Origin of the sequence: Streptomyces sp. NPDC012466 (assembly GCF_042955215.1) — a bacterium.
GTDB lineage: Bacteria > Actinomycetota > Actinomycetes > Streptomycetales > Streptomycetaceae > Streptomyces.
The window spans coordinates 36,701-63,603 of record NZ_JBIBEQ010000018.1 but is presented as its reverse complement, the minus strand read 5'-3'; the positions used below and the strand labels follow the sequence as shown (position 1 = coordinate 63,603).

Sequence of the window (26,903 nt, the reverse complement as noted above, 5' to 3'; positions counted from 1 at the left end):
ACGGACGACCCCTCCGCTCCGTTCCGTGCCCCGACGGCACCCCCGTCACTCGGGCACACCCAGTGCACGGGCGAGGATAGGCCACGAGGCCGTGAACTCCGGCTTCCAGTGCGCCCAGTCGTGCCCGCCTCCCCCGTAGAAGTGCGTGGTGGCCGGTACTCCCATGAGGGCCAGCGTGCGGGCGAAACCCTGGGCCGAGGGCCACAGGGCGCTTTCCAGGATTCCGGGCAGCGGATCGCCGACGCCGCCCACCCCGCTGCCCTGCGAGACGTACAGGGCGGTGCCGCGCAACCCGGTGGCGCGGGCGCGCGGGTTGAAGTCCCGCCAGGTCAGAAGGTTGAGCAGTGGATTGCCCCACAGGGACGCGGCCGGCAGGTTCTCGCGGGCCACGATCGCGTCCATGATGGCGGGAACACCGGGGGCCGTGGTGTCCAGGATGCCGCTGTAGGAGGCCGCCGCGGCGAACGCCCCGGGGTGGCGGGCCGCGTGGGCCATCGCCCCGTAGCCGCCGGTGGAGACTCCGGCGACCGCCCGGACGCCGGAGGCCCGGTAGTCCCGGGCGAGCAGCGCCGGCACCTCCTTCACCTGGAACGTCTCGTAGTCGGGGCCGCCGCGCCAGACGCTCGGGATGCCGGTGGGGCCCGCGTCCGGCATCGCCACGATCAGGTCGCGGCCCGCGGTGAACGCCTCGATGTCCGTCTCGCGGGTCCAGGACGTGTAGTCGTCATGGGCGCCGTGCAGCAGGTACAGCACGGGGTACTTCTTCTCCGGGCGCGTACCGAAGTCCGACGGCAGGATCAACCGGACCGGCGCGCTGCGGCCGAGGGCGGCGGAGGGCACGGACACGTCCAGCGTGCGCGGTCCGAGCCGCCCGGCCGCCCGGGCAGGGTCCGTGCCGGCCGCGGCCCCGAACAGGGCGGCGAGACCGGCGGCGGCCGTCGCTCTGGCGACGGTGCGGCGGGACACTCCGGCAGCGGGCTGGTGCGGCAGGTCGGGCATGACGGCTCCTCGGGTTCCAGGGTCAGGGGGCCGGCTCGGCGAGCAGGCGGCTCAGATGGGCGGCGATCGCGTCGACGTGCGGCGGATCGAGCAACGACAGATGGTGACCGGGCACCGGCACCACCTCCAGACGGGGGCACACCTCGTCCCAGCCCAGCGCCGGGTCGTCCCGCTCGTACGCCGGGTCGCGCACGGTGTGCGGCGCGGGTTCGGTGGCCCGGTAGAGGACGACCGGCCCGCCGTGGCCGCCGGGCCGGTGAGCCTCGCCGATGCCCATGTCCAGGTAGGAGGCCCGCTGGTGCTCCAGCGCGGCGGGCGGCACGTCGGCGGCCTCGCGCAGGGCCCGCAGCACGGTGTCGATCCGGGCCGCGTCGTCGTCCATGGCCACGAGCTCGTCGTACGGCAACTCCAGCCGCACGCCGTAGGCGTCGGCGACATGGCGGGCGAAGCCCTCGAAGTGCGCCCGGATCCGGTCGGCCCGCGTCAGGCCCGGGCGGGGGAGGGGCCGTACGGAGTCGATGAGCACGACCAGCCGCACCTCCCGCCCGGCGGCGGTCAGGTGCCGCGCGGTCTCCTGGGCGACGAACCCGCCGAAGGACCAGCCGCCCAGCAGGCACGGCCCGTCCGGGTGGGCGGCGTTGATCGCCTCGGCGTAGCGCCGCGCCTTCTCGGGCACCGTCCGGGCCTCCTCGATCCGCTCCAGCCCGTACACCGGCTGGTCGGCGCCGAGGCGTTCGGCGAGCGCCCGGTAGACGGTGACCGGGCCGCCGGCGGCGTGGACGAGGAACAGCGGGGGCCGCGTGCCGCCGGTGCGCAGGGGCCGCACCGGCGTGTCCTCACCCGGGAGGGCGCGCTGGATGCGGGTGGCGGCGTCCTCGACGGTGACGGCGGCGAACAGGTCGCGCAGGGGCAGTTCGACGCCGAACTCGCGCTCCACCGCCGTGCGGATCCGCACGGCCATCAGCGAGTCCAGCCCGAGGTCGGTCCACGCGGTGTCCGGGGCGATGCGGGCGGGGGAGTGGCCGGTGACGGCCGCCGCGTGGTGGATCAGACGGGCCAGCACCGAGGAGGATTCCGGCGCAGCGGCAGGAGGTTCCTCGGTCAGCGGCTCCGCGCCCGCAGCCCGGCCGTCGGTCCACCAGTGCCGTACGTGCCGCCACCGGGGCAGCGGCAGGTCGATGACCCGCCCCGGGGGCACGGGCAGCCGCTGTCCCGCCGCGTACAGGGCGCCCAACTGCCCCGCGAACGCCTGTGATCCGTCGGCGTCCCGGCGCAGGGTGGCCAGGGCGAGGGCGCCGGGCACGGTGTCGGCGACGGCGCCGGTCAGCACCGGGTGGGGGGAGATCTCGACGAAGGCCGTGTGACCGTCGGCCGCGGCCGAGGCGAGGGCCCGGTCCAGCCGCACCGGCCGACGCAGGTTGGCCGCCCAGTGCGCGGCGTCGAAGCGGCAGTCTCCGCGCGGGTCGTCGAGGACCGTGGAGTGGACCGGGACGCGTGGCCGCCGTCCCCGGATGCCCGACAGCGCGTCCACCAGCTCCGGCAGCAGTCCGTCCACCTGCGGCGAGTGCCCGGCGCCGACGACCCGCATGGCCCGGGCCGCCCGGCCCTGCCCCTCCAGCCGGCGCACGAGAGCGGCCACCGCCGCCTCCTCACCGGTGACGACCTTCTGCCGGGGGGAGGAGTGCACGGCCACATGCACCTGCGGGAAGTCCCGCTCCAGCGCGTCCAGTTCGGCGTCGTCCAGGTCCACCACGGCCATCGCGCCGCCGCGCAGACCGCTCAGCAGCCGGGCCCGTACGGCGATGACACGCGCCCCGTCCGCCACGTCCAGCGCGCCCGCGCACACCGCCGCCGCCACCTCGCCCATGGAGTGGCCGATCACGGCGGCGGGCTCGACCCCGTGGGACCGCCACAGTTCGGCGAGCGCCAACTGCACCCCGAACAGCACCGGTTGGGCGACCTCCAGACGGTCGAGACCCTCACCCGAGGCCAGATGGTCGTAGAGGGACAAGCCGCACTCCGGGGCGAGCTGCGGGTCGAGTTTCTCGACGGCGGCGGCGAAGGCGGGCTCCTCGGCCAGCAGCCGGCGCCCCATGCCGGGCCACTGGCTGCCGTAGCCGGAGAAGACCCACACCGTGCCCCGCCCGACGCGGTCGCGGTCCCCGGCCGTCACCCGTGCGTCGGTGTCTCCGGCCGCCAACGCGTCCAGGGCGTCGGCCAGTTCGGCGCGGTCGCGGGCGACCACGGCGGCGCGCACCGGGCCGCGGCCCGTGCGCCCGGCCAGGGTCCGGGCCACGTCGGCGGGGTGCGCGGCGCTGTCACGCAGCCGGGCGGCGAGCCGGCCCGCCGTGTCGCGGAGGCGCTCGGTGTCGACGTCGGAGAGCAGATGCAGGCGGGCGGCCGGTTCCTCGGCCGGCCGGACGGGAGCCAGGCCGGGCGGCCCTTCCTCCAGCACCACATGGGCGTTGGTGCCGCCGAACCCGAACCCGGAGACGCCCGCGACGGCCGTGCCGCCGTAGCGGGGCCAGGGCTCCGGCTCGGTCACCACCCGCAGCCGGGCATCGGCGAGCGAACTGCCCTGCTCGCAGTGCAGGGACGGCGGGATGGCGTCGTGGTGCAGGGCCAGCACGGTCTTCACCAGGCCGGCGACACCCGCCGCGGACTCCAGATGACCGAGGTTGCCCTTGGCGGACCCCAGCAGCAGCGGCTGATCGGGGTCGCGGCCCGTGCCCAGCACCGCGCCGAGCGCACCGGCCTCGATCGGGTCGCCCAGCGGGGTGCCGGTGCCGTGGGCCTCCACGTAGTCGACGTGCTCGGTGGCGAGCCCGGCCTGCGCGTACGCCCTCTCCAGCAGCGCCCGCTGGGCGGCCGGGTTGGGCGCCATGAGGCCGTTCGAGCGGCCGTCGGAGTTGACGGCGCTGGCCCGGATGACGGCCAGCACACGGTCGCCGTCCCGCTCGGCGTCGGACAGCCGCTTCAGGATCACGGCCGCGCAGCCCTCGCCGCGCCCGATGCCGTCGGCCGCCGCCGAGAACGGCTTGCAGCGCCCGTCCGGCGCGAGGGCGCCCGCCCTGCGGAAGGCGACGGTGACGGCGGGTGACAGCAGCAGGTTGACGCCCGCGGCGATCGCCGTGTCGCTCTCGCCCGTGCGCAGGCTGACGCAGGCGTGGTGCACGGCGACCAGCGAGGAGGAGCAGGCCGTGTCGACGGCCAGGCTCGGCCCCCGGGTGTCCAGGACGTAGGCGAGCCGTCCGGCGGCGACGCTGAGAGCACCGCCGGCGGGCGCCCAGGGATCGACGGCGGCCGGGTCGGCGCCCGTCAGCTGCCCGTACTCCGGTGCGGAGATGCCCACGAACACGCCGGTGGCGGTGCCCGCCAGGGACGCGGCCGGCACGGCGGCGTGGTCGAGCGCCTCGTGGACGACCTCCAGCAGGATCCGCTGCTGGGGATCCATCACCGCGGCCTCGCGCGGGGTGACGCGGAAGAAGTCCGCGTCGAACCCGGCGATGTCGTCGAGATAGCCGCCGTAGGGGTGCGCGTCGGCGGGCGGGAACGCGGTGAAGTCGCGCCAGCGGTCCTCCGGGACGCGCCGGATCGCGTCGACGCCCCCGGTGAGCAGACGCCAGTAACCGTCCGGGCCGTGCGCCCCGCCGGGCAGGCGGCAGCCGACCCCGATGACCGCGACCGGCTCGGCCGCGGTGCCCGGCACCGCGGGACGCGACACCGGCGCCGCCCCGGTCCCCACAACCTCCGGTTCGCACAGCCGCGCCACCAGGGCGTCCCCGGTGGGCGTCTCCCACAGCAGCGTCGTCGGCAGCTCACGGCCCGTGGCGCGGGACAGCTCACCGGCCAGGGCGACGGCGTCGCGGGAGGCCATGCCGAGGTCCGTGAGCGGCCGGTCCATCGGGACGTCCTGCGGGGACGTGCCGGTCCAGGCGGCCACTCGCTCGGCGATCAGCCGGCGCAGCGCGGTCTCGTCGACGTGCCTCATCCCGCGGCACCCGCCCGGTCCTGCCCGCCGTAGGCGCCCTCCAGGTACCGGGCACGGGTCAGCGCCCGTGACACCTTGCCGCTGGAGGTCCGTGGCACCGTGCCCGGCGGCACCAGGACGACATCGGCCAGCCGCAGCCCGTGCCGGGCGGAGACGGCACCGCGCACGCTACGCAGCAGAGCCGTCACATCCAGCTCGGCGAGCCGCACGGTCCGGGCGTGCTCCGCCACCACGACCGCACGCTCGCCCCCGGCGCCGCCCGGCACGGCGAAGGCGGCCAGCCGGTCCCGGCGCACCGCCTCGTGCGCCTCCTGGGCCGTCGCCTCGACGTCCTGCGGGTAGTGATTGCGCCCGTCGACGATGATCAGGTCCTTCAGCCGTCCCGTGACGACCAGCTGCCCTTCCAGCACCGTCCCCAGGTCGCCCGTGCGCAGCCAGGGGCCGGGACCGGCCGCGGTGTCCGCGAACTCCGCGCCGAAGACCTCCTTCGAGTCCCGGTTCCAGTAGCCGCGGCCCACGTTCGGCCCCTGCACCCAGATCTCCCCGACCTCGCCCTCCGACAGCTGCACCCGCGTCACCGGGTCGGCGATCCGGACCCGCTGACCCGCCGGGGTGCCACAGCCCGCCAGCAGCACCGCCCGGGGATCACCGGGAGGGGCGGGCAGGGCCTTTCCGGCCGCCAGGGCGTCGCGGTCGAGCGCGAACCGGCTCAGCGGCTCACCCGGCCGGGCCGCGCAGACGAACACCGTGGCCTCGGCCAGCCCGTACGACGGACAGTGCGTCCCGGGCGCCAGGCCCTGGCCCGCGAACGCCGCGTGGAAACGGTCGGCCGTACCCGGGCGGACCGGCTCACTGCCGTTGATCAGCGCGGTCACCTTGTCCAGCCGCAGTCCCTCCTTCTGGTCGGCGGTGACGGTCGCGACGCAGTAGTCGTAGGCGAAGTTGGGCGCGGCGCTCACGGCGTTCGGATGTGCGGTGAGCAGCCGCAGCCAGCGCACCGGCTCGTGCAGGAACGCCGCCGGGTCCATCAGCACCGACAGCTCCCCGCGCACCACCGGGGCCGCGATGCTGAGCACCAGCCCCATGTCGTGGTAGAGCGGCAGCCAGCCCACGCAGGTCACCGGGCGGCTGTCGAGGCCGTAGGCGCCCAGCGCCTGGCGGGCGTTGGCGACGACGTTGCCGTGGCTGATCTCCACGCCGGCCGGGGCCCGGGTCGAACCGGAGGTGTACTGGAGGTAGGCGGGGGCCCCGGCGTCCGGGGCGAGGGGCTGCCAGTCCCGCCCTTCGTCGTCGGGCACCTCGTCCGCAACGACGATCCGCGGCCCGCCGGACCCGAGGAAGTCCCGCACCTCGTCCCTGGCCCGGCTCGTGGTCACCACGACCGAGGGGCGCGCGTCGGCCAGGACGCCCGCGAGCCGGTCCGCGTGCCCGGGCAGACCCGGCGTGTACAGGGGCACGGCGACCAGCCCGGCGGCCAGGGCCGCGAGGAAGGCGGTCACGTACTCCGTGCCCTGCGGGCACAGCAGCGCGACCCGCTCTCCTGGGCCCGCCTGGTCCGCGAGTCGGGCGGCGAGCGCCCGGACCCGGACGTCCAGGCGGCGCCAGGTCAGGGTGCGGTGGACGCCGCGCGAGTGCGGTGCCGGGTGCTCGACGAAGGTGAAGGCCCGGCGCTCGGGGGTGGTGTCGGCCCAGTGCCGTACGTGTTCCGGCAGTGTGGGGCACACGGGCGCGAGCGGGGGGCGGCGGCTGTCCATCAGGCGGGGCTCCTCACGGCGCGGATCGGCCTAGGGGTCGCAAAGGGGGAGTGGGGGGGGGCGGTTAGAGGGGGATGTTGCCGTGCCGGCGTTCCGGCATCGGGGCGCGTTTGCCGCGCAGGGCGCGCAGGGCGCGGCAGACCTGCTCCCGGGTCTCGCGCGGCGCGATGACGGCGTCGACATAGCCGCGCTCGGCGGCGAGGTACGGAGTGCCGTGGGTGCTCTCGTAGGCGGAGAGGAGGCGGGCGCGCAGCGCCTCCGGGTCGTCGGACGCGGCGAGTTCGCGCCGGTGCAGGACACCCACGGCCCCCTCGGCGCCCATCACGGCGATCCGGGCGGTGGGCCAGGCGAGATTGACGTCCGCGCCCAGGTGCTTGGAGCCCATCACCGCGTAGCCGCCGCCGTACGCCTTGCGGACCACGACCGTGACCTTGGGGACGGTGGCCTCGGCGTAGGCGTACAGCAGTTTCGCCCCGCGCCGGATGATGCCGGCCTGCTCCTGCCGCACCCCGGACAGATAGCCGGGCACGTCGGCGAAGGTCAGCAGCGGGATGCCGAACGCGTCGCAGAACCGCACGAACCGCGCCGCCTTCTCGGACGCGTCGATGTCGAGGACCCCGGCGGAGTGCAGCGGCTGGTTGGCGACGACGCCCACCGAGCGGCCCTCGACCCGGGCCAGGGCGCAGATGATGTTCGGCGCGAACAGCTCCTGCACCGGCAGCAGTTCACCGTCGTCCACGACCGCGCGCAGGATGTCCCGCATGTCGTAGGCCTCGCCGAGCCGGTCCGGGACGACCTCGTCGAGCCCGGTCCCGGGCGGAGCGTGCCCGGGGGCGTACTCCGGGGGCCGTTCCAGGTTGTTGGCCGGCAGGTATGACAGCAGGTCCCGGACCGTGTCGAGGGCGTCCTCCTCGTCGGCGGCGAGGAAGTGCGCGTTGCCGTTGACCGTGTTGCTGGTGCGGGCGCCGCCCAGCTCCTCGGCGGTGGTGCGCTCGCCGGTGACCGTCTCGATGACGTCGGGGCCGGTGACGAACATGTGCGAGGCGCCGTCCACCATCACCGTGAAGTCGGTGATCGCCGGTGAGTACGCGGCGCCGCCCGCACACGGGCCGAGGACGACCGAGATCTGCGGGATCACCCCGGACGCCTTGACGTTGCGGCGCACCAGTTCGGCGTAGAGGGCGAGCGAGGCGACGCCCTCCTGGATGCGGGCACCGCCCGAGTCGTTCAGGCCGATCACCGGGCAGCCCGTCTTCAGGGCCAGCTCCATCAGGGCGACGGTCTTCTCGCCGAAGGCCTCGCCCATGCTGCCGCCGAACACCGTGGAGTCCTGGGCGAAGACGCACACCGGGCGGCCGTCGACCGTGCCGTACCCGGTGACCACCCCGTCGCCGTAGGGGCGGCGGGCGTCGTGCCCGGCGGGCCGGGCCCGGACGAACAGGCCGGTCTCGGTGAAGGAGTCCTTGTCCAGGAGCCGTTCGATGCGCTCCCGGGCGGAGAACTCCCCGCGTCTGCGCGGCCCGCCCGGGGCCACCGCCCGCTCCCGGCGGTGCTCCAGGCCGGCGACGCGCTCCGCGGTGCCTCCGGGCGTGTGCGTCACCGTCTCCCCCGGACCGGATGCTGTCACCTCTGTGCTCACAACCACCTCCGAAGTGGTTCTCGAATATGGCAGCGAGGCGGAGGCATGCCGTACGGATCGACGGTCTGTGTGGGGGAGGTGAGTCCTCGGGCGCGGGGTTTCATCCCCCTGTGACAAGGGGGATCCCGGGGGCCCGGCGCCATTCAGTGGCCCGAGTGCTGAATGCGTTCTCCTTCTTCTATTGGACCCCCGGCCGTGCGGCGTCCAGGCTGGAGTGCACCATCGCCCGACAGCCGGAAGAGGTCACGAACCCATGCACACCCGCCGCATCGGTGACGTCGAGGTCAGCGCGATCGGCCTGGGCGCGATGCCCATGTCCATCGAGGGACGACCGGACGAGGAACGTTCCCTCGCGACCATCCACGCCGCCCTCGACTCCGGTGTGACCCTGATCGACACCGCGGACGCCTACCACCGCGACGCCGACGAGGTCGGTCACAACGAGACCCTGATCGCCAAGGCCCTCGCCTCCCACGACCGCGGCGGCGACGTCCTGGTCGCCACCAAGGGCGGCCACCTCCGCCCCGGCGACGGCAGCTGGACGCTCGACGGCGGCCCCCGCCACCTCAAGGCGGCCTGCGAGGAATCCCTGCGCCGGCTCGGCGTCGAGGCCATCGGCCTCTACCAGTTCCACCGCCCCGACCCGCGCGTCCCGTACGCCGAGTCCGTCGGCGCGATCCGGGACCTGCTGGACGAGGGCAAGATCCGCATGGCCGGCATCTCCAACGCGAACCCCGAGCAGATCCGGCAGGCGAACGAGATCCTCGGCGGCCGCCTGGTCTCCGTGCAGAACCAGTTCTCCCCGGCCTTCCGTTCCAGCGAGCCGGAGCTGCGCCTGTGCGACGAGCTCGGCATCGCCTTCCTGCCCTGGAGCCCCCTCGGCGGAATCTCCAGGGCCGGCGAACTGGGCTCGGGCCACGCCCCCTTCGCCCGCATCGCCGACGCGCACGGCGTGAGCCCCCAGCGCGTGTGCCTGGCCTGGATGCTCGCCAAGTCGCCCGTGGTCGTCCCGATCCCGGGCGCGAGCAGGCCCGAGACCATCCGCGACTCGCTCGCCGCCACCGACCTCGTCCTGAGCGCCGAGGAGCTGGCGGAGCTGGACGCCGCCTGAGCGGACCACGAGACCCGGGGACGGCCGCGCCGCCCCGGGTCTCGCGCTGTCGACCAGCAGGTGGTGCCGCAGGAGTCGATCCTCTTCGACGGCACGATCCGCGAGAACGTCGCGCACGCCATGGACGACGCCGACGAGGGACCGTACGGGCGGCGCCGCGGGACGCGAACGCGCCGGACTTCGTCGACCGGCTCCCCAGGGGGCTCGACACCCCTGGTCGGCGAGCACGGCGCCCGGCTGTCCGGCGGGCAGCGGCAGCGCCTCGCCATCTGACCAGGCTGCTGGACGGGCGCTCCATGTTCAGGGCCGTGCACGCCCCGCCCTTACAGCCGGTGGGCGACGATGCACAGCGGCCGGCTCGCCTGGGCGCTCGGCATCCGATCGATTCTCGTCAAATCCGCCTCAGGTGAGAAAAAGGTGTGAATGTTTGCGTGCGGTTCGGGCATACGCAGCGAAAAGAGAGAGGGGCGCTTACGTGCTTGTACCGGACCGGAAGATCGTCAGGGAGCTGCTGACGCGGTACGCGTCGCTGAGGATCGCACAGTCGGAGAGGCACGTGCCGACGGCGGCACGCGAGCTGGAGGACGTCAGCTACACGCTGTGCGTGATGATGGGGACGTCCGACATAAGCGACGCCATCGCCAAGGCGGACGTCCTGCTGCTCACGGAGGGGCGGCCCGACGCCGCCGACGCGGACGGGGAGAACGGCCTGAAGCTGGTCGGCTGACAGTCGGAGAGGCCCGGCACGGACCGGGTACCGTGCCTCGGCGGCCCCTAGGAAGGGGCCGCCGAGGCGTTCCTGCGCCCGTGGAACGCCGTGCGGTACGCGTACGGTGTGGTGCCCACCACCTTGCGGAACCGCTCCCGGAACGCGGTCGGCGAGCCGAATCCCGTCTGGCGTGCGATCCGCTCGACGGAGTGGTCGGAGTTCTCCAGCAGGTACTGGGCGCGGCGCACCCGTGCCCGCAGCAGCCACTGCAGCGGTGTGGTGCCGGTCTGCTCGCGGAAGCGGCGGCTGAAGGTCCGCTCGCTCATCCCGGCCCGCGCCGCCAGCGCACCCAGCGTCACCTCGTGCGCCAGATTGTCCTCGATCCATTCGAGCAGCGGTTCCAGCGCCGAGCCCCGGGGCACGGGCGGATGCTCGTGCACGATGAACTGGGCCTGCCCGCCCTCCCGCTCCAGCGGCATGACCGACATGCGGGCGATGTTCGCGGCGACGGCCGACCCCAGGTCCCGCCGGATCATGTGCAGGCACAGATCCAGCGCGGCCGCCGCCCCGGCCGAGGTGAGGATCTGGCCGTTGTCGACGTACAGCACGTCCGGCTCGACCTCGACCAGCGGGAAGCGGCGGGCCAGCTCGCCTGCGGCCACCCAGTGCGTGGTGGCGCGCAGCCCGTCCAGCAGCCCGGCCTCCGCCAGCACGAAGGCGCCGACACACACCGAGGCGATCCGGGTGCCGGCCTCGGCCGCCTCCCGCAGGGCCGCCAGCACCCGCGCGGACGGCGGCGCGCCGTCGGGGGAGCAGCCCGGCACGATGACGGTGTCCGCCTCCGCCAGCGCTTCGAGCCCCCGCTCGATCCGCAGGGTGAAGCCCCCGTCCGCGCGCACCTCGGGCGTCTCGGCGCACAGCCGGACCCGGTAGGCGGGCCGCCCGTCCGGCATGTGGGTCCAGGCGAACGTCTGCTGGGGCGCCGCCATGTCGAACGGCACCACGTGATCGAGGACAAGGATCGCCACGGAGTGCATGAACGCCACCCTAGGCGTATTCCCGCCAGCCGTGCGGAGCGGGGGCCAGGGCGGTCCGGGGCGAGAGGAAGCAGGTCAGGACAGTTGGCGAGAACCCGTTGGAAGCTGTCGTTTCAGCCGCTGGGGCGATCACGCCGGGGCGCCCTACCGTGGGCGCCGTCGATCACATCCTGGAAAGAGCCCCGGTGACCAAGATCCTGCTGTCCCTCCATGTCCTGGCCGCCATCGTCGCCATCGGTCCCGTGACCGTCGCGGCCAGCATGTTCCCGCCCGCGGCGCGCCGCGCCGCCCCCGACGCGGCGGGGGTGGGCACCGTCGCGCTGCTGCACCGCATCTGCCGCGTCTACGCCGGCGTCGGGCTGACCGTCCCGCTCCTCGGGTTCGCCACCGCGGTGGCCATGGGCGTCCTCGGCAGCGGATGGCTCGTCACCTCCATCGCCCTGACCGCAGCGGCCGCCGGCATCCTGGTCGCCTTCGTCCTGCCCCGCCAGGAGGAGCTGCTCGGCCGGTTGAGGTCCGAGCAGGATGTCGACCGGGGGAGCACCGCGCAACTGGCCATGTTCACGGGCATCTTCAATCTGCTGTGGGCGACGGTCACCGTGCTGATGATCGTCCGGCCGGGTTCCACGACGGGAGCCTGAGAAGGCGCCGCTTTCCCTGTCACGGATGTCCGGTCTGCGTCAAGTCATCCCAAGGAATTCACACTCCGGGACATCCTGCCGCCTACACTCGCAGTCTCGCCCCGCACGGGGCCGACGAGCAGAAAGGCACGTTGACGGGTGTTCCAGGATTCCCCCATCTACGACCGACTCATCGCGGAGCGTGGCGATGTCCCCGCACAGGTGCGCCGCGAGGCCGAACGTGTGAGCAGGGAACTGGAGCTGGTCATGCGGCCCTCACAGTCCCTCGGCTACGACCGCCCGCACTCCCCGGGCGCCGGCTGGCAGCGCGCGGGCATGCTCCCCGGCCCCCGGCCCCAGTGAACCGGGCGGGGGCCCCGGACCCGGTCCGCCCCGGGCCCGGTGCTCAACGAACCTTCGTGTGCCGGCCGTTGACATGGGACGGCTGGACCGGAACGGGCCGGGACAGCCACTCGGCGATGCTGCGGGCGATCGGCTGACCCGTCTCCACCTCGACGAACCCGAACTGCCCCGACTGGTTGCACTCCAGGAACCACCACGTTCCGTCCGAGTCCTCCACGAAGTCGAAGGCGCCGTACGCCAGTTCCGCCTCACGCAGGTAGGACAGCACGCCGGGGGCGATGGAGGACGGTACATCGACGGGGGCCCACGGCGAGCCGGGCGAGGCGAACCGCACGTCGACCTCGTCCGGGTCCGCGTCCCGGGCGGTCGCCTTGCGGGCGGCCAGCATCCGCTCGCCCACGACGGTGAGCCGGATGTCGGCCCTCTTGGAGATCCTCCTCTGCAAGAGCGTCGGCCCGAACGCGACGGCGGAGAAGTCGGTGTCCGGCGCGACCCGGCTGGTCGGCACGGCGCGCGGCGGGTCCTGCGGATGCGCGCCCGACACCGGCTTGACCACCAGGTCCGGGTAGCGCTCGGCGAACTCGCGGGCGGCGCGCGGAAAGGTCGTGATCAGCGTCGCGGGCACGGGCAGGCCGCATCTCTGGGCGAGACGCAGCTGCCACGGCTTGTGCCGGGCCCGGCGCGCCGCGTCGGGCTGGTTCATCCAGCGCGCGTCCGAGCCCCGCAGCATGCCGTAGAGCGCCTGGGCGGCCTCCTCGGTCAGCCACGCGGACGGCTGGGCCGCCCGCGCGGCCGGGACGCCGGGGCGGCGTACCCACACGGAACGGAGCCCCCCGATGCTCACCAGCCGCCCCCCGGCGGACAGATGACCGCGGAACCGGCCGTGCACGTACTCCCCCGACAGTGCGACGCCACCGGTCAGATCGGCGGGGTCGACGCGGACCACCGGAACCCCCGTCGCGTTCAGGTGCACGACCACCATGTCCGCGGTCACGTCCTCCTCGCAGGTGAGGATCAGTACGGTCATCTTCGGCGACCCGCGGTCAGTCGTCGAAGTGCGTCTTGGAGCCGGCGGTGGACGTCGTGGTGCCGAACTCTCTCAACAGGGCGAAGTCACAGGCCGCGACACGGCCGTCGCGGAGCACGTTCAACTGCTGTCCGGCGTCGTACACGTACGGAATGGCAGCTTCCAACTCCACTGCCGGGCGCGCGTAGTTGAGCGCGAACGGTTGCATCGTCTCTCCCTCGTCGGTACTGCGCCGATCAAGCGGCGGCCCGGGGGCGCGGCCGCCCGGTACGCCGACGTGTTTCGGCTTCCAGAGACTTATACGAATCGAACGGGTGGTTGGTTTCCTTACTTTCCGTAGTTATTGGCCGGTTGCTGGTCCGGCCGGTGTGCCGTACTGCGCTCCCGTTCGCCGAGGGAGCCGCGGACGGTGCGCAGAGCGAGCAGCATGACGCCGATGTCGTCTAGGTAGACCGGGTCGGGCAGCAGATCGGTGGGCAGCACGAGATAGAGCACCGCGCCCCAGAAGACCCAGCGCGGGCCCGTGGGCAGGCCCGCGCGCCGCAGATCGCGCCGGGTCCGCACCAGCCGCACCAGGACGACGACGGCGAAGACGAGGACGACGGCCGCGAGAACCGCCGCCAGGATGATCACCTTTGTGGTCGTGTCCACGAGTTGCCCTCCTCATGGCGTGCCGAGGCACGGGGTGTCCTTAGCTGGATTCCCGTTTCCGGCGGCTGTATTGCGGCCGGGCCCGACATGTCGGCGAGTCGGCGGATTTTCCGTGCGGGTGGTCATCCCGGTGGCTCACACGAGTGGCACGGGGTGACGGGGACGCCTAGTAATGGTCAGCGTAACGTCGCTCGTCCCACGACGGAGGGCGCAGGAGCGGCCGCACTCTTCCCATGGAGGTGAGTATGACCACCTGCTCTTCATCATCCCGCTCGAACGAACCCGCCATACCCAACGAGCCGAACGGGTCCGCCCAGCCGTCCGCCGAGACCACCGTCGCCACCGGCACGTACCAGGTGGAGCAGACGAGCCCACAGCCCGCCGCCGTCCCGTACGACACGTACCGGACGGGGTATTCCGAGTCCGCCGCGGCCGGCCCCCACCAGGCCGTCCGAGCCCCGGCCGAGCCCGTCGCCCCCGGCTCGTACCCGGCGGCCGGGACGGGAACGCAGCCGACGGACCCCGGCCCGGACCCGATGCGCCCGCCCCTCGCCCCCGGCTCGCACCAGGCCGAGCAGGCGCCCGCGTGGCCCGCGGCCCCCGACGCGGGAACGGCGACCGAGCGGCCCGCCGACCCCGCCCCGCAGCGGCCCGCCGCGCCCCCGCCCCCGCCAGTTCAGGACTGGCTGGACCCCGCCGAGGCGCAGCCCGCCGCTCCCGCCGGGGACCGGACGGACCGGGCACCGGAGTCCGCCGCGACCGCCGACGCGGTCCCGGACGACGCCGCCCGGTACACCGCCGGCCCGGACGACGGCAACCACTCCGCCGTGCACAACCCGGACGAGGCCGACCCGGCCGCCGGGGACAGCACTGGCCGGCCAGGGCCGCGCCCGTTCGTCATCCGGTCGCTCGACGACAACCCGGTGGAGCTCCGTCCCGGCACCGGCCCGGCCTCCGGGGCACCGTACGGTGACGCCGTCAGCGACCTGGTGCACGCCGCCGTGGCCGACCGGCCGCTGGAGGAGGTCGTCGACCTCATCACCTCGCTGGAGGAGTCGCCCGACCACACGCAGGCGAGGGTCGACGCGCTCCGCACCGCGGGGGTGCGCCGGTCCGTCGAGGACGTGTCCCGGCTGGTCGCCCTGCTGACGAAGCCCCCGCGCGACGCCGAGTGCGCGGACGAGGCGATCCGGGCCGCGGCCGCCCACCGGCCGGTGGAGGAAGTGACCCGGCTGGTGACCCTGCTGCACAAGGAACCGCAGGAACCCCATGTCCGCGAGGAGGCACTTCGCGCGGCCGCCACCGGCCGGTCCGTCGGAGAGCTGGTCGAGCTGATCGACCGCCTCGGCCTGGAACGGCTGGACCGTAACGGCCGTCGGCCCGGCGGCACTTCACGTCCCGAGGGCGAGACACGAAAGCCCGAGGCACCCGCCCGCCAGGGCAAGCACCTCATGGGCAGGGCGGGTTCGGCCCGCGAGGCGCAGCGGACCCTCGACGCCCCGCCCGCCGACCGCGACAGCGCGGCGGACCGGTTCGCCAGGTCCGTCTCCTGGTCGGGCTGGCTCGCCGCCCTGGCCCTGGCCGTGTGCGCGGTGGTCCACTTTCCGCTCGAGCGCGGCGACGGGTCCCTGCGTCTGCACGCGTTCGCCCTCGGTCTGTCGGTGCTGTGCACGGTGCTGGCGCTGCTGCTGGCCCTGCGCCCCGTCGCGCTGGTGCTCGCCGGTGCGGTGCTCGTGCCCACAGTGCTGGCCGGGGCACAGGCCTACGGCAACTCCTACCCGTCGGCGTCCCTGTCCCGGGCCGTCGACCTGGCGCTCGCCCCGCCGTGGCTCGCCGCCGGAGTCGCCGTGTGCGCGGCGCTGCTGGCCCTGGTCGCGCTGGTGTTCCGCGTGCTGGCCCCCATCGCCGCCAGACAGTGGGCGGCAGCGCCGGCGTCCGAGGCCCACGGCATGGCGGAGTGAGGCCCGGAGCATCCCCTCCGGCCGGACCGGACCGAGCCACTGATGTCGGCCGGTCCGGTCCACTCATGGCCGCAGGAGGCGGCGCCCCGCTCCCCCGGCGGATCGACGGGGGAGACGGCGTCCCCGCGGCCGACCGGCTGCCCGCCGTGCTCGGCCGCGACCCGTCGTGAACGCCGGGGTCATGCCGAGGAGCCGCTGCTCACCCGGCCCGGACGGAGGGCTGGTGCGGGCAGCGGCGGGCTCGTCGGCCGGGGCGCCCGCTGATCGTCGGCGCCACCGGCCACAGCCCGGCAGCGGGCCGGGATCTGTCCGTTTCGCGCGGCGCGGTACGCCCGGTCGGCACCGACCCCTCTCACACCGCCTTCCGCGCACGGCGATCGAGCAGACCCGTCAGCACCCGGTCGGGTGTGAGCGGGAGTTCGCGGAACCGGACGCCCGTGGCGTGGTGGACCGCGTTGCCGATCGCGGCGGCCGTCCCGACGATGCCGATCTCCCCGATCCCCTTGCTGCCCATGGGGTTGAGACGTGAGTCCTCCTCGTCGAGCCAGTGCGCCTCGATCTCGGCGACGTCGGCGTGCACGGGCACGTGGTACGACGCCAGATCCGACTCGGTGAAGTCACCGAACGCGGCGTCCATGGTGCTGCCCTCGGTCAGTGCCATGCCCAGGCCCATCGTCATGCCGCCGACGAACTGGGAACGCGCGGTACGGGCGTTGAGGATGCGGCCCGCCGCGTACACCCCGAGGAGCCGGCCGACCCGCACCTCGCCGGTGACCGTGTCCACGGCGACCTCGGCGAAGTGCGCCCCGAAGGCATGCCGTGCGAAGTCGCTCTCGGCGTCCGCCGTGCCCCGGGTGTCGGCACGGGTCTCGAGGCCCTGCTCGGGCAGCGGCCCGGTGTGCTCGGCGAGCCGCCGGGCCAGCCCGGCGCACGCGTCGTGGACCGCCCAGCCCCAGGAGGCGGTGCCGGAGGAGCCGCCGGCCAGCGGCGCGGAGGGGAGTTCGGTGCTGCCGACCTCGATCCGCACCCGCTCCAGCGGCACGCCGAGGGCTTCGGCACCGACCTGCGCGAGCACGGTCCGGGCGCCGGTCCCGATGTCGGTGGCGTTGATCCGCACCAGGAACGTCCCGTCGGGCAGCGCCCGGGCCGCCGCCGTGGAGGGGCCCACCATGACGGGGTAGGTCGCCGCCGCCACGCCCGTCCCCAGCAGCAGGGGCCCGTCCCGGCGGGTGCCCGGGCGGGGATCGCGGTCGTCCCATCCGAAGCGCCGGGCGCCTTCGCGCAGACACTCGACCAGATGCCTGCTGCTGAACGGCTTGCCGCTGTCGGGTTCGACGTCCGGTTCGTTGCGGACGCGCACCTCGATCGGGTCCATGCCGAGTTCGCCGGCGAGCTCGTCCATGGCGGACTCCAGCGCGTACATGCCGGGAGCCTCGCCCGGTGCCCGCATCCACGACGGGGACGGCACGTCGAGGGCCGCGACCCGGTGCACCGTGCGGCTGTGGGGCGCGGCGTACATCACTCGCGCGGGCACCGCCGCCTGCTCCACGAACTCCTTGATGCGGGAGGTGTGCGTGGTGATCTCGTGCACGAGGGACGTGAGACGGCCGTCCCGGCCGGCTCCGAGCCGCAGCCGGTGCAGGGTCGGGGCGCGATGCCCCACGACGGCGGGCAGGTAGCGGCGCGGCAGGGCCACCGTCACCGGCCGCCCGGTCCGGCGTGCCGCCAGGGCGGCGAGCACCACGTCGGGTCGTGGCGTGCCCTTGGACCCGAAGCCGCCGCCGACGTGCTCGGCGGTGACGACGATCCGCTCCTCGGGCAGGTCGAACAGCCCGGCGAGCACGGCCCGTACGGCACCGGTGCCCTGGCTGGAGGTGTGGACGGTGAGCCGGCCGTCCTCCCAGTGTGCGGTGCTGGTGTGCGGCTCCATGGGGTGGTTGTGCAGCGGTGGTACCCGGTACGCGACGTCCACCCGGGCCGTCGAGGAACCGAACGCCCCGTCCGGGTCGCCTTGTTCCCGCACGGCCGGATGACCGCCGTTGGCCTCCTCGGGCACGTACACACCCGGATGTGAGGCGGTGAGGACCACGTCGTGTTCCTCGGTGTCGTAGGCGACGCGGACGGCGGCGGCACCGGCCCGGGCCGCCTCCAGGGTCTCGGCCACCACCAGGGCCACGAACCATCCGCGGTGCGGCACCCGGGGACTCTGGAGCACGGCGAGCGTGGGATCGTCCGGTTCCGCGAGGCGCGGCGCGTCCTCGTGGGTGAGGACGGCGATCACGCCGGGCACGGCCAGGGCTGCCGCCGTGTCGACGCCGGCCACCCGGCCCCGGGCCACACTCGCGGGCACGGGCCAGGCCTGGGCCCGGCCCGGCATGGGGAACTCGGCGGCGTAGCGGGCGGTGCCGCCGACCTTCTCGCGTCCCTCCCGGCGCTCGGCGGGGGCGCCCGGACCGCCGGTCATGAGGCCCTCCCGGTGAGCGCGGTGTCCGTCAGCCGGGACAGCACGTCCACGGCGAGATTGCGGGCGAGCGGCACCTTGTAGGCGTTGTCGCGCAGCGGCTGCGCCGCGGACAGCTCCAGTTCGACGGCGTGCTCGAACGCCGCACGGGTGGGAGCGGCGCCCCGCAGCGCCTCCTCCGCACGCCGGGCGCGCCAGGGCCGGTGGGCCAGCGCCCCGAAGGTGAGCCCCACATGGCCGACGACCGCGTCCTCCAGGCGCAGCACGACCGCGACGGAGGCGAGCGCGAAGGCGTACGAGGCCCGGTCGCGGGCCTTGCGGTACGCCGACGGAAGGCCGGCCGTGGCGGCCGGCAGCACCACGCCGGTGACGAGTTCACCGGGGCGGATCTCGGTGTCCTGCTCCGGCGTGTCTCCGGGCAGCCGGTGGAAGTCGGCCGCCGGGACACTCCGGGCGCCCCCGGGCCCGTCCAGCTCGACACGCGCGTCGAGAGCGGCGAGGGCCACCGCCATGTCGGACGGGTGGGTGGCGATGCAGTGCGCGGAGTGCCCGAGCACCGCGTGATCACGGTGGACGCCGTCCCGCGCGCCGCAGCCGCTGCCGGGCTCGCGCTTGTTGCACGGCTTCGACAGGTCCTGGAAGTACGGGCACCGGGTGCGCTGGAGCAGGTTCCCGCCGGTCGTCGCCGCGTTGCGCAACTGCCCGGAGGCGCCCGCGAGCAGGGCCTGCGACAAGGCCGGGTACCGGTCGCGGACGAGGGGGTGGGCGGCGAGGTCGCTGTTGCGGACCATCGCCCCGATGCGCAGCGCGCCGTCGGGCAGTTCCTCCACCGCGTCCAGCGGCAGGCGGGTGACGTCGATGAGGGCGGTGGGCGTCTCGACGCCGAGCTTCATCAGGTCGACGAGGTTGGTGCCGCCACCGAGGTAGCGGGCGCCGGCATGCGAGGCGTACGCGGAGGTCGCCTCCTGGACACTGCCGGCGCGGACGTAGGCGAACTCCTTCACGGGATCACGTCCTCCACGGCCTCGGCGATCCGCGGATAGGCCCCGCACCGGCACAGGTTGCCGCTCAGCCGCTCCCGGATCTCCTCCCGGTCCAGCGGCACCGGTTCACCCGAGGGTGCCGCCGGGTCGGTGACGTGCGAGGGGTGGCCGGCCGCCGCCTCGGCGAGCAGGCCGGCGGCGGAGCAGATCTGGCCCGGGGTGCAGTAGCCGCACTGGAACGCGTCGCGCTCCATGAAGGCCCGTTGCAGCGGATGCGGTTCCTCCCCGTCGTCGGACAGACCTTCGACGGTGGTGACCTCGCAGCCGTCCAGAGCGACCGCGAACAGCAGACAGCTGTTGACGCGCCGCCCGTCCACCAGGACCGTGCAGGCTCCGCACTGGCCGTGGTCGCAGCCCTTCTTGGCGCCCGTGAGGTCGAGGTCCTCCCGGAGCAGGTCCAGCAGGACCCGCCGGTGGTCGAGGGTGAGTGTGTGGGGTTTGCCGTTGACGCGGAGCGTGGTCTGCGAGTGGTGCTGGTGGTTGCCCATGTCGTGGAGGACCTTCCCGGGCGGGCCGTGATGCCGTGGGGACCGCGTATCCAGGAGGGCACGACTGACACATGTGACCCGTGCGTCGCACGCAGGAAGGCGCTAGCGCTCCGACGCCACGTGCCGGGCCGTGGCGCTCTCCTCGTCACCGGCCGCGATCGCGGGGCGCTTGACCTTGAAGCGTTCGAAAGTCCGTGTGAGCTGCTGGAGCGGGGACACCGGGGGCGGACCGGACGGCTGCGGTCCGACGGGAGCGATGCCCGCGGACTCCTGGTAGGCGGCCAGGGCCTCGTGGGCGCTTTCGGCCGCCTCCCGGTACAGGTCACGGGACTTCGTCATGGCTTCCAGCGCCTCGGCGTACATGGCCACCAGAGCGCGCTGACGTTCCAGTTCCTCCTGGAGCGTCAGCAGGTGCCAGTCCTCCCGCAGCGCGGTGAGGGCGTCCTCGGCGCCGTCGGGCAGGGGCCTCGGGAGCGCGGCGAACCGCTTCACGGCGTCGACGAGGTCGGCCGGCTCGGAACCGTCGAGGAAGACCGCGCGCACGGAGAAGTCCTGGGCGTCGTAACCTTCCGGCGCCGGGACACCGGGCAGTACCACCGCTCCACCACGGGGCACCTGCACATCGAGGTCCCGCAGCGCCCAGTTCAGGCCGCGCAGCTGCTGCGGGGCGGCGTGATGCTCCACCACACGGTGGCGCAGGCCCGGAGGCAGCCACCGTGCCAGCGGCGTACGCCCCCGGTCGTCGGTGGTCATCGCCTCGTGGACGACCACGTGGATGTGCCATCCGCCGCGCACCGCGTTCCTCAGCAGGCGGCGGATCTCCTTGTCGTCCCGGGGCAGCGGGTTGATCTCTCCCAGGGCCAGCCGTGTGCCGGGATCCTGCTCCCAGGCGGTGTCCGGCTCCTCCGGCCAGAACAGGGCGGTGGGGGAGGGCCACGCCTCGTCCCACGGCGCCTCGGCCTCGGCGACCAGGATCCACTCCTGCCCGGGCACGTCGCCCGCGGCGGGCTTCACGCTCAATCGGGCGCGCACGGTCACGTCGTCGCCGGCCCGCCAGCGCGCCTCGAAGACCCGCTCCGCCGGGGCGGCGCCGTCTACGGGCAACTCCAGGAAGTCGTCGATGGCCTGACTGTCCTTGCGCTGCTGGAGCGAGCGCCGGAGAACGTCTTCCGCGGATCCCGGGGCATGGCGGCCGCGCGCCGGCCACACCGTGGCGGGAGTCATGGAGCGGGCGGTGAGGGAGGTCTGCATGGGTCCATCTGTGAGCGGGGGTACGTGCGTCTGCCAGTATCGTCGCCGCAGACCGGCGGGTGCTACCCGGGGTCGCACCCGGCTCCGTGCGCCGGTGACGTACGTACTTACGAGTCATCACCTCCCCGGTCGGGACGCGGCTCCCGCCCCTGGGCGGCGTCGCTCACGCCCGACTCCTCGGTGGTGTCCTCACCACCCGGCCGCGGCGTGCCCCGGCCGCCGGCCTGGCCGCCGCTCGTGGTGCCGTAGCCGCCGGGGACGCCGGGAACGCTGTCGGCGTCGGCCTGCTCGCGGCTGATGTGCCGGGTGGCGCGCACTCCGGCCCGACGTTCCGGATGCGGATAGCCGAAGGGACGGGCGGCAGCCCGCTCCGCCTCGGCGTTCTCCACCTTGTGGGCCCGGTCGTCGTCTTCGGTTTCGCCGTTGGTCATGCGGAGCGCGTACCCGTAGCGGGCCGTGCCATGTGACGAGAGGGCGGCGCCAAGGGGTGACGGGGCGGCGCGATGCGGCACCGGACCGTGTGACGCGGCGTGCGGCAGCGCCCTGGGGTGGTGTCTGGGGCGCGGGACGTGCGCGGGATGTACGCCGTGCGCGCGGGGTGTGCGCGCCGCGCGCACATCGACGGATCTCACGCGTGGCCCACCCACCGGTGCGGTCCCGACAATGGTGCGCACGAGCAGGGCCCGCCCACCATCCGCATCGGGGCGGGTCCTGCTCGCTCCGCGAGGCGCGACGGGCCACCGGTCCCGGCTCGCGCACGCCCAGCCCATCGACTCGTCCAGCAGCATGGCGCTGATGCCGCCGCGCCCGTAGCCGGGTCATCACCGGGGCTGTCCGGGGGAGGCCGGATCGATCCGGAGGGGCTGCGGGAGACCCGCCGCCCCCGCGTCGCCGAAGCCGAGTCCGGTGACGCGGACGTCCTCATGCCTGTCAGGGCGGGGACCGGGTACACGGTCTCAGCACTGACTGTGCGGACAACGGAGAGGGGACCGGGGGAGTGGCAGTGAAGGCGATGGGATGGGCGCACTCGTTCCGTATGTCCGAAGGCGTCCGCGCCGGACGGGAGTGGACGCGCGAGCGGCTCGACTCCCTGCCGTGGGCCGCCGCCGAGCCGGACACGGTGGACGCCATCGTGCTGGCCGTGTCCGAGCTGATCACCAATGCGCACATCCACGCGCACAGTGACGCGCACCTGGTCCTCACGTGGGACGGCGACTGCCTCCATGTGAGCGTCCACGACGAGGACCCGACGCTGCCGCGCCAGCGCGAACCCGAGCCGGGAGAGGCCTCCGGCCGCGGGGTGTCCATCGTGCGGCAGCTCGCCGACGAGTGGGAGATCAGCTGCCAGCGGCACGGCAAGACGGTGACGGCATGCTTCCGCCCCGCCGACCCCGAGGGCGGTACCGGCGCCGGCGCCGGCGCAGACCGGTAGGACCGCCGCAGCAGTCGAGTTCTGCTCACCCGGTGAGGTTCGCTTCCGAGGAGAAGTGTCGTGTACCTGGCACGTGGATCGAGTGACGACCCCTACGTCTGGCTCTGGGTCCTGGGCGCTCTCGCGCTGTACGCGCTGATCAGCTACGGACTGGCCTACCGCGCCCGTTCCCGGCGGGGCTCCGCGCATCCGGCTCATGACGCCCTGCACGACCTCAAGGACCGCGAAGACCCCCAGCCGCCCGAGAACCGCTTCTTCAGCCGCCTGATCATGCTGGGCGGAGCGGGGCTCACCGGTCTCGTCGCCTACCTGACCAGTGGCGCCCTGCGGGTAGTGACGGTGGGGCTCACCGCCGTGCTGGCGGTGGCCGTCTGGGCGTACTACGACCACCGCACGGAAACACGAGCCGCCGCCCAGCGTTGACGCCGACCGGGCCCCCTCGCCCCGTGCGGGAGGGCCCGGAGGCGGTCAGGCCGTCGCGGGATGGTTGCCGGGTCCGCCGGCACCGGGGGACAGCGGAGTGGGTGACAGTGTGGTGTCCTCCTCACCGGGCTCCAGAAGGGTGTCGGCCGCACCGACGATGAGGGGGTCGGGGGAGCCGACCGCCTCGCGGTCCTTGCTGGCGTAGTCGATGCGCGACAGCAGACTGCGCATGGTCTCCAGCCGCGCGCGCCTCTTGTCGTTGCTCTTGACCACGGTCCAGGGGGCGTGTGCGGTGTCCGTGGCGCGGAACATGTCCACCTTCGCCTCGGTGTAGTCGTCCCACAGGTCCAGCGAGGCCAGGTCGGTGGGGGAGAGCTTCCACTGGCGCACGGGATCGACCTGCCGGATCGCGAAGCGTGTGCGCTGCTCGGAGCGGGACACGGAGAACCAGAACTTCACCAGCAGGACGCCGTCGTCGACCAGCATCCGCTCGAAGGCCGGGCACTGGTCGAGGAACAGCTCGTACTGTTCCTTGGAGCAGTAGCCCATCACGCGCTCCACGCCGGCCCGGTTGTACCAGGAGCGATCGAAGAAGACGATCTCCCCGGCCGTCGGCAGATGTGCGATGTACCGCTGGAAGTACCACTGGCCCGACTCGCGTTCGGTGGGCTTGTCCAGGGCGACCACGCGTGCGCCCCGCGGGTTGAGCCGCTCGATGAACCGCTGGATCGTGCCGCCCTTGCCCGCCGCGTCACGCCCCTCGCACACGACGATCACCCGAGCGCCGGTGTCCTTGACCCACCGCTGGAGCTTCAGCATCTCTATCTGCAGGACGCGCTTGGCCCGCTCGTACTCCTTGCGGCCCACCTTGCGGTCGTACGGATAGTTCTCCTGCCACGTCCGGATGGGGCGCCCGTCTCCGTCGAGCACGATCGGCTGCTCGCGTCGACTGTCGTCCACGGTCAGTCCGTCCAGCAGCTTGTCAGCGTCGTCGGCGTTCATCACGAGGCTCCCCGCTCGGCTCTTCCGGTAGGCGACGGCCATCGGGTGCCCCGCCCGGTCCCTCCCATGTGAAGAGCACCGGACGGGTACCCGGTGGGGACCGCGTACCCGGCGTGTCCGCGGTGAGCAACGGCAGGTCCGGGGCCTCCACGGGCACCCGCGCCCGGGCCGAGGAGCTGTCAACCGGTACGGCCGTCGCACGCCGCTGCGGGCACCGTCCACGCCGACCGGTTCGACCACGAGCCGCTCGTCACCCGAGGTGTGGCGGAGCCACTCGCGGGCGCCGAGGCCGATGAGGGGGAGCCGTCCGCTCAGAGCGCGGCGCCCGTCTCCTCGGCCAGCACCCGCACGAGCCGGTCCTGGAACGCCGTGTCGTGGACGGCGGGATGCGGCTCCAGCCGGCGGCCGTGGTACCAGTACCCACCGGTGGTCAGGGCCTCCGGTGCGTCGCTCGACGCCAGCCACTCCTGCGTCTGGTGGCCGAGTTCCAGGTCGTCCGGCGCGCTCGGCCCGCCCATCCTCGTCGGCACCCATCCGGGGTCCACGGCGTTGCTCAGCACCCCGGGGCGCAGCCGGGCCACCGCGGCCGCGAGCGTGGTGACGAAGAGCTTGCTGTCGGCGTACGACCCCGCGCTCTCGCCCCGCCAGTCGGCCCCGTCCAGTGACGGACGGCCGCCGAGATGCGAATTGCTGCTCAGGTACACCAGCCGGCGCGGCCCCCGCAGCAGGGCGGTCAGCAGATACGGCGCGACGATGTTGACCGGCATGACCGCCGGTCCGCTCCACACCCCGGCGTTGTGGATGACGGCGTCCAGCGGCCTCGAGGCGTTCAGCTCGTCGGCGACCTTCCGTACGGCGTCACGGTCGGCGAAGTCGCCCACCACGAGCTGTGCCCCACGACCGGACAGCTCCTCAAGGGCAGCAGCGCGCTCCTCGTTCCGGGCGTGCACCACCACGTGGTGCCCTGCGGTCAGCAACGCCTCCGCAGCGGCACGCCCCAGACCGTCCGCGGAACCGGTCACCAGGATCCGGCTCACCGCTCCTCGCATGGAAACTGCCTCCCTCTCGAGGTTCGCGTCCCGCGACGAGACGCGTACTGGATCACACAGCCGTTGATCCCGGGTACCCCGTCGATCCAGTTGGTGTTGTTCTCGACGTCATGGCTGGACATGTTTTCCGTACTTGGTCCAGCCCCGGGGCGCGACCATCAGCCAGTAGGGGTTGCCGCCGGCCGACCGGCCCGGGACCTGGCAGGACACCGGCACCTCGTCCCAGGAGCTGATCCGGCCGATGATCGTGGGGCGGTTCGTGGTGCTCGGCGCATGGATGCAGGTGCCCTCGTTGATGCCGCGGACGCTGACCGCGTCCGCCCGCGCCCGGTCAGTTGCCGGTGAGTTCGCCGCTGAGGGTCCGGTGCATCCGGGCGCTCGGTTCGTTCAGGCCGATGATCTCGACGGTCTTGCCGCGCTGGGCGTACTTGGTCTCGACGGCGTCCAGGGCGGCCACGGAGGAGGCGTCCCAGATGTGTGCGGCGGACAGGTCGACGACCACCCTGTCGGGGTCGGTGGCGTACCGGAACCGGCCGACGAGGTCGTTGGAGGACGCGAAGAACAGTTCACCGGTGACGCGGTAGACGACCGAGGTGCCGTCGGAGCCGGCGACCGGGGTGACCTCGGCGAGGTGGGCGACCCGCTTGGCGAAGATGACCATCGCGGTGACGGAGCCGACGACGACACCGATGGCGAGGTTGTGCGTGGCGACCACACACGCCACGGTGACCACCATGACGGTGATCTCCCCGGCCGGCATCCGCTTCAGCGTCTTCGGCGCGACGGAGTGCCAGTCGAAGGTCCCCACCGACACCATCACCATCACCGCGACCAGCGCGGCCATCGGGATGTCGGAGACGACCGGCCCGAAGACGACGCAGAGCACCATGAGGAACGCACCGGCCAGGAACGTCGACAACCGGGTACGCGCACCGGACACCCGCACGTTGATCATCGTCTGGCCGATCATGGCGCAGCCGCCCATGCCGCCGAAGAAGCCGGTGACGATGTTGGCGACGCCCTGCCCGACCGACTCCCGGGTCTTGGAGGAATGCGTGTCGGTGATGTCGTCGACCAGCTTGGCCGTCATCAGCGACTCCATCAGCCCGACCAGCGCCATGGCCAGCGCGTACGGCGCGACGGTCGTCAGCGTGTCCAGGGTGAACGGCACGTCCGGCAGCCCGGGCAGGGGCAGGGAGGACGGCAGGTCGCCCTTGTCACCCACGGTCGGCACGGCGATCCCGGCGGCGATCGTGATGACCATGAGGACGGCGATGGACACCAGCGGCGCCGGCACCACGGACGTCACCTTCGGGAAGAACACCATCAGCGCCAGCCCGGCCGCGAGCAGCGGATAGACGGGCCACGGCACGCCCGTCATCTCCGGCACCTGCGCCAGGAAGATGAGGATGGCGAGGGAGTTGACGAATCCGACCATCACGCTGCGCGGTACGAACCGCATCAGCTTCGCGACGCCGAGCGCCCCGAGGACGATCTGGAAGACCCCGGCGAGGATGACCGCCGCGACGAGGTAGCCGAAGCCGTGTTCGCGGTTGAGCGGGGCGATGACCAGGGCGACGGCACCGGTGGCCGCGGAGATCATCGCCGGCCGGCCCCCGACGACCGCGATGGTCACGGCCATCGTGAACGAGGCGAACAGTCCGATCGCCGGGTCGACACCGGCGATGATCGAGAACGAGATCGCCTCAGGGATCAGCGCCAGGGCGACCACCAGGCCGGCCAGCACCTCGGTGCGCAGCACCTTCGGATCGGACAGCCAGGACGGACGCCGGAAGCCGCGCAGCCGTACGGCCGGGGACGGTGCGGAGGAAGACAAGACGAGGGGAACCTGACGTGCTCGGGCCCGCCCGGTGACGGCGGGCGCGCGGGGA

The 26,903-nt window shown here is 73.6% G+C and carries 23 protein-coding genes and 1 pseudogene; 8 read left to right on the top strand and 16 right to left on the bottom strand.

What is annotated here, in order from left to right:
• Positions 1 to 45 precede the first annotated feature (45 nt).
• The 4 genes from ACFY9E_RS39255 to ACFY9E_RS39240 form a co-directional block, all read right to left on the bottom strand.
• Complete coding sequence (locus tag ACFY9E_RS39255; protein WP_390993293.1) at positions 46 to 999, bottom strand: alpha/beta hydrolase-fold protein; 954 nt, start codon at positions 997 to 999, stop codon at positions 46 to 48.
• A gap of 22 nt (positions 1,000 to 1,021) precedes the next feature.
• Complete coding sequence (locus tag ACFY9E_RS39250) at positions 1,022 to 4,990, bottom strand: acyltransferase domain-containing protein (RefSeq protein ID WP_390993291.1); 3,969 nt, start codon at positions 4,988 to 4,990, stop codon at positions 1,022 to 1,024.
• Complete coding sequence (locus ACFY9E_RS39245) at positions 4,987 to 6,744, bottom strand: AMP-binding protein (protein ID WP_390993289.1); 1,758 nt, start codon at positions 6,742 to 6,744, stop codon at positions 4,987 to 4,989. The genes ACFY9E_RS39250 and ACFY9E_RS39245 overlap by 4 nt, the downstream gene beginning before the upstream one ends.
• A gap of 64 nt (positions 6,745 to 6,808) precedes the next feature.
• On the bottom strand, positions 6,809 to 8,344 hold the full coding sequence (locus ACFY9E_RS39240) for a carboxyl transferase domain-containing protein (protein WP_390993287.1): 1,536 nt from the start codon (positions 8,342 to 8,344) through the stop codon (positions 6,809 to 6,811).
• 292 nt (positions 8,345 to 8,636) lie between these two features.
• On the opposite strand from ACFY9E_RS39240, the gene ACFY9E_RS39235 reads away from it, so the two are divergent.
• The 3 genes and pseudogenes from ACFY9E_RS39235 (at position 8,637) to ACFY9E_RS39225 (ending at position 10,221) form a co-directional block, all read left to right on the top strand.
• The gene (locus ACFY9E_RS39235) at positions 8,637 to 9,494 is read left to right on the top strand and encodes an aldo/keto reductase (RefSeq protein ID WP_390993285.1); all 858 of its coding nucleotides are present in this window, start codon (positions 8,637 to 8,639) and stop codon (positions 9,492 to 9,494) included.
• Positions 9,495 to 9,554: 60 nt separating this feature from the next.
• Positions 9,555 to 9,764: pseudogene (locus ACFY9E_RS39230) on the top strand (ABC transporter ATP-binding protein); the annotation flags it as partial.
• Between the two features lie 205 nt (positions 9,765 to 9,969).
• On the top strand, positions 9,970 to 10,221 hold the full coding sequence (locus tag ACFY9E_RS39225) for a DUF5133 domain-containing protein (protein WP_283972632.1): 252 nt from the start codon (positions 9,970 to 9,972) through the stop codon (positions 10,219 to 10,221).
• Between the two features lie 47 nt (positions 10,222 to 10,268).
• On the opposite strand, the gene ACFY9E_RS39220 is transcribed toward ACFY9E_RS39225, so the two are convergent.
• Positions 10,269 to 11,240, bottom strand: a complete 972-nt coding sequence (locus tag ACFY9E_RS39220; protein ID WP_390993283.1) for a helix-turn-helix domain-containing protein — start codon at positions 11,238 to 11,240, stop codon at positions 10,269 to 10,271.
• A 185-nt stretch (positions 11,241 to 11,425) separates the two neighbouring features.
• Between ACFY9E_RS39220 and ACFY9E_RS39215 the strand changes: the two genes are divergently transcribed.
• Entirely contained in the window at positions 11,426 to 11,881 is a 456-nt protein-coding gene (locus ACFY9E_RS39215; protein ID WP_390993281.1) for a hypothetical protein, read from the top strand.
• A gap of 138 nt (positions 11,882 to 12,019) precedes the next feature.
• On the top strand, positions 12,020 to 12,223 hold the full coding sequence (locus tag ACFY9E_RS39210; protein ID WP_031111422.1) for a hypothetical protein: 204 nt from the start codon (positions 12,020 to 12,022) through the stop codon (positions 12,221 to 12,223).
• 43 nt (positions 12,224 to 12,266) lie between these two features.
• Here ACFY9E_RS39210 and tgmB read toward each other — a convergent pair whose 3' ends face one another.
• The 3 genes from tgmB to ACFY9E_RS39195 all read right to left on the bottom strand — a co-directional run bounded on the left by tgmB (position 12,267) and on the right by ACFY9E_RS39195 (position 13,901).
• Positions 12,267 to 13,250, bottom strand: coding sequence for an ATP-grasp ribosomal peptide maturase (gene tgmB, locus ACFY9E_RS39205; protein WP_390993279.1), 984 nt, complete (start codon positions 13,248 to 13,250; stop codon positions 12,267 to 12,269).
• A gap of 16 nt (positions 13,251 to 13,266) precedes the next feature.
• A complete protein-coding gene (gene tgmA, locus ACFY9E_RS39200) occupies positions 13,267 to 13,458 on the bottom strand; it encodes a putative ATP-grasp-modified RiPP (protein WP_030847392.1) in 192 nt (63 codons plus the stop codon).
• Between the two features lie 119 nt (positions 13,459 to 13,577).
• Positions 13,578 to 13,901: a DUF1232 domain-containing protein gene (locus ACFY9E_RS39195; RefSeq protein WP_390993277.1), complete on the bottom strand. Its 324-nt coding sequence runs from the start codon at positions 13,899 to 13,901 to the stop codon at positions 13,578 to 13,580.
• 245 nt (positions 13,902 to 14,146) lie between these two features.
• On the opposite strand from ACFY9E_RS39195, the gene ACFY9E_RS39190 reads away from it, so the two are divergent.
• Positions 14,147 to 15,862, top strand: coding sequence for a hypothetical protein (locus ACFY9E_RS39190; protein ID WP_390993275.1), 1,716 nt, complete (start codon positions 14,147 to 14,149; stop codon positions 15,860 to 15,862).
• 352 nt (positions 15,863 to 16,214) lie between these two features.
• Here ACFY9E_RS39190 and ACFY9E_RS39185 read toward each other — a convergent pair whose 3' ends face one another.
• From ACFY9E_RS39185 to ACFY9E_RS39165, 5 genes are all read right to left on the bottom strand, one after another.
• Positions 16,215 to 18,326, bottom strand: coding sequence for a molybdopterin cofactor-binding domain-containing protein (locus tag ACFY9E_RS39185; RefSeq protein ID WP_390993273.1), 2,112 nt, complete (start codon positions 18,324 to 18,326; stop codon positions 16,215 to 16,217).
• The gene (locus tag ACFY9E_RS39180) at positions 18,323 to 19,327 is read right to left on the bottom strand and encodes an FAD binding domain-containing protein (RefSeq protein WP_390993271.1); all 1,005 of its coding nucleotides are present in this window, start codon (positions 19,325 to 19,327) and stop codon (positions 18,323 to 18,325) included. The genes ACFY9E_RS39185 and ACFY9E_RS39180 overlap by 4 nt, the downstream gene beginning before the upstream one ends.
• Positions 19,324 to 19,854, bottom strand: coding sequence for a 2Fe-2S iron-sulfur cluster-binding protein (locus ACFY9E_RS39175; RefSeq protein WP_390993269.1), 531 nt, complete (start codon positions 19,852 to 19,854; stop codon positions 19,324 to 19,326). The genes ACFY9E_RS39180 and ACFY9E_RS39175 overlap by 4 nt, the downstream gene beginning before the upstream one ends.
• Before the next feature lie 102 nt (positions 19,855 to 19,956).
• Entirely contained in the window at positions 19,957 to 21,105 is a 1,149-nt protein-coding gene (locus ACFY9E_RS39170) for a hypothetical protein (RefSeq protein WP_390993267.1), read from the bottom strand.
• A 107-nt stretch (positions 21,106 to 21,212) separates the two neighbouring features.
• Positions 21,213 to 21,536 carry a hypothetical protein gene (locus ACFY9E_RS39165; RefSeq protein ID WP_390993265.1) on the bottom strand — a complete coding sequence of 108 codons (324 nt, stop codon included), beginning with the start codon at positions 21,534 to 21,536 and terminating at the stop codon, positions 21,213 to 21,215.
• A gap of 566 nt (positions 21,537 to 22,102) precedes the next feature.
• On the opposite strand from ACFY9E_RS39165, the gene ACFY9E_RS39160 reads away from it, so the two are divergent.
• On the top strand, positions 22,103 to 22,537 hold the full coding sequence (locus ACFY9E_RS39160; protein WP_390993263.1) for an ATP-binding protein: 435 nt from the start codon (positions 22,103 to 22,105) through the stop codon (positions 22,535 to 22,537).
• A 60-nt stretch (positions 22,538 to 22,597) separates the two neighbouring features.
• The gene (locus ACFY9E_RS39155) at positions 22,598 to 22,960 is read left to right on the top strand and encodes a hypothetical protein (protein WP_390993261.1); all 363 of its coding nucleotides are present in this window, start codon (positions 22,598 to 22,600) and stop codon (positions 22,958 to 22,960) included.
• Between the two features lie 45 nt (positions 22,961 to 23,005).
• Here ACFY9E_RS39155 and ppk2 read toward each other — a convergent pair whose 3' ends face one another.
• The 3 genes from ppk2 to ACFY9E_RS39140 all read right to left on the bottom strand — a co-directional run bounded on the left by ppk2 (position 23,006) and on the right by ACFY9E_RS39140 (position 26,848).
• On the bottom strand, positions 23,006 to 23,962 hold the full coding sequence (ppk2, locus tag ACFY9E_RS39150; RefSeq protein WP_390993259.1) for a polyphosphate kinase 2: 957 nt from the start codon (positions 23,960 to 23,962) through the stop codon (positions 23,006 to 23,008).
• Between the two features lie 311 nt (positions 23,963 to 24,273).
• Positions 24,274 to 24,999 carry an SDR family NAD(P)-dependent oxidoreductase gene (locus ACFY9E_RS39145; protein ID WP_390993405.1) on the bottom strand — a complete coding sequence of 242 codons (726 nt, stop codon included), beginning with the start codon at positions 24,997 to 24,999 and terminating at the stop codon, positions 24,274 to 24,276.
• A 343-nt stretch (positions 25,000 to 25,342) separates the two neighbouring features.
• Positions 25,343 to 26,848: a SulP family inorganic anion transporter gene (locus ACFY9E_RS39140; RefSeq protein ID WP_390993257.1), complete on the bottom strand. Its 1,506-nt coding sequence runs from the start codon at positions 26,846 to 26,848 to the stop codon at positions 25,343 to 25,345.
• Positions 26,849 to 26,903: the final 55 nt, after the last annotated feature.

Excerpts from the sequence above, each read along its gene's own strand:
- ACFY9E_RS39255 (WP_390993293.1), bottom strand. The coding sequence starts at position 999 with ATGCCCGACCTGCCGCACCAGCCCGCTGCCGGAGTGTCCCGCCGCACC.
- ACFY9E_RS39250 (WP_390993291.1), bottom strand. The coding sequence starts at position 4,990 with ATGAGGCACGTCGACGAGACCGCGCTGCGCCGGCTGATCGCCGAGCGA.
- ACFY9E_RS39245 (WP_390993289.1), bottom strand. The coding sequence starts at position 6,744 with ATGGACAGCCGCCGCCCCCCGCTCGCGCCCGTGTGCCCCACACTGCCG.
- ACFY9E_RS39235 (WP_390993285.1), top strand. The coding sequence starts at position 8,637 with ATGCACACCCGCCGCATCGGTGACGTCGAGGTCAGCGCGATCGGCCTG.
- ACFY9E_RS39220 (WP_390993283.1), bottom strand. The coding sequence starts at position 11,240 with ATGCACTCCGTGGCGATCCTTGTCCTCGATCACGTGGTGCCGTTCGAC.
- tgmB (WP_390993279.1), bottom strand. The coding sequence starts at position 13,250 with ATGACCGTACTGATCCTCACCTGCGAGGAGGACGTGACCGCGGACATG.
- tgmA (WP_030847392.1), bottom strand. The coding sequence starts at position 13,458 with ATGCAACCGTTCGCGCTCAACTACGCGCGCCCGGCAGTGGAGTTGGAA.
- ACFY9E_RS39190 (WP_390993275.1), top strand. The coding sequence starts at position 14,147 with ATGACCACCTGCTCTTCATCATCCCGCTCGAACGAACCCGCCATACCC.
- ACFY9E_RS39185 (WP_390993273.1), bottom strand. The coding sequence starts at position 18,326 with ATGACCGGCGGTCCGGGCGCCCCCGCCGAGCGCCGGGAGGGACGCGAG.
- ACFY9E_RS39175 (WP_390993269.1), bottom strand. The coding sequence starts at position 19,854 with ATGGGCAACCACCAGCACCACTCGCAGACCACGCTCCGCGTCAACGGC.
- ACFY9E_RS39170 (WP_390993267.1), bottom strand. The coding sequence starts at position 21,105 with ATGCAGACCTCCCTCACCGCCCGCTCCATGACTCCCGCCACGGTGTGG.
- ACFY9E_RS39165 (WP_390993265.1), bottom strand. The coding sequence starts at position 21,536 with ATGACCAACGGCGAAACCGAAGACGACGACCGGGCCCACAAGGTGGAG.
- ppk2 (WP_390993259.1), bottom strand. The coding sequence starts at position 23,962 with ATGAACGCCGACGACGCTGACAAGCTGCTGGACGGACTGACCGTGGAC.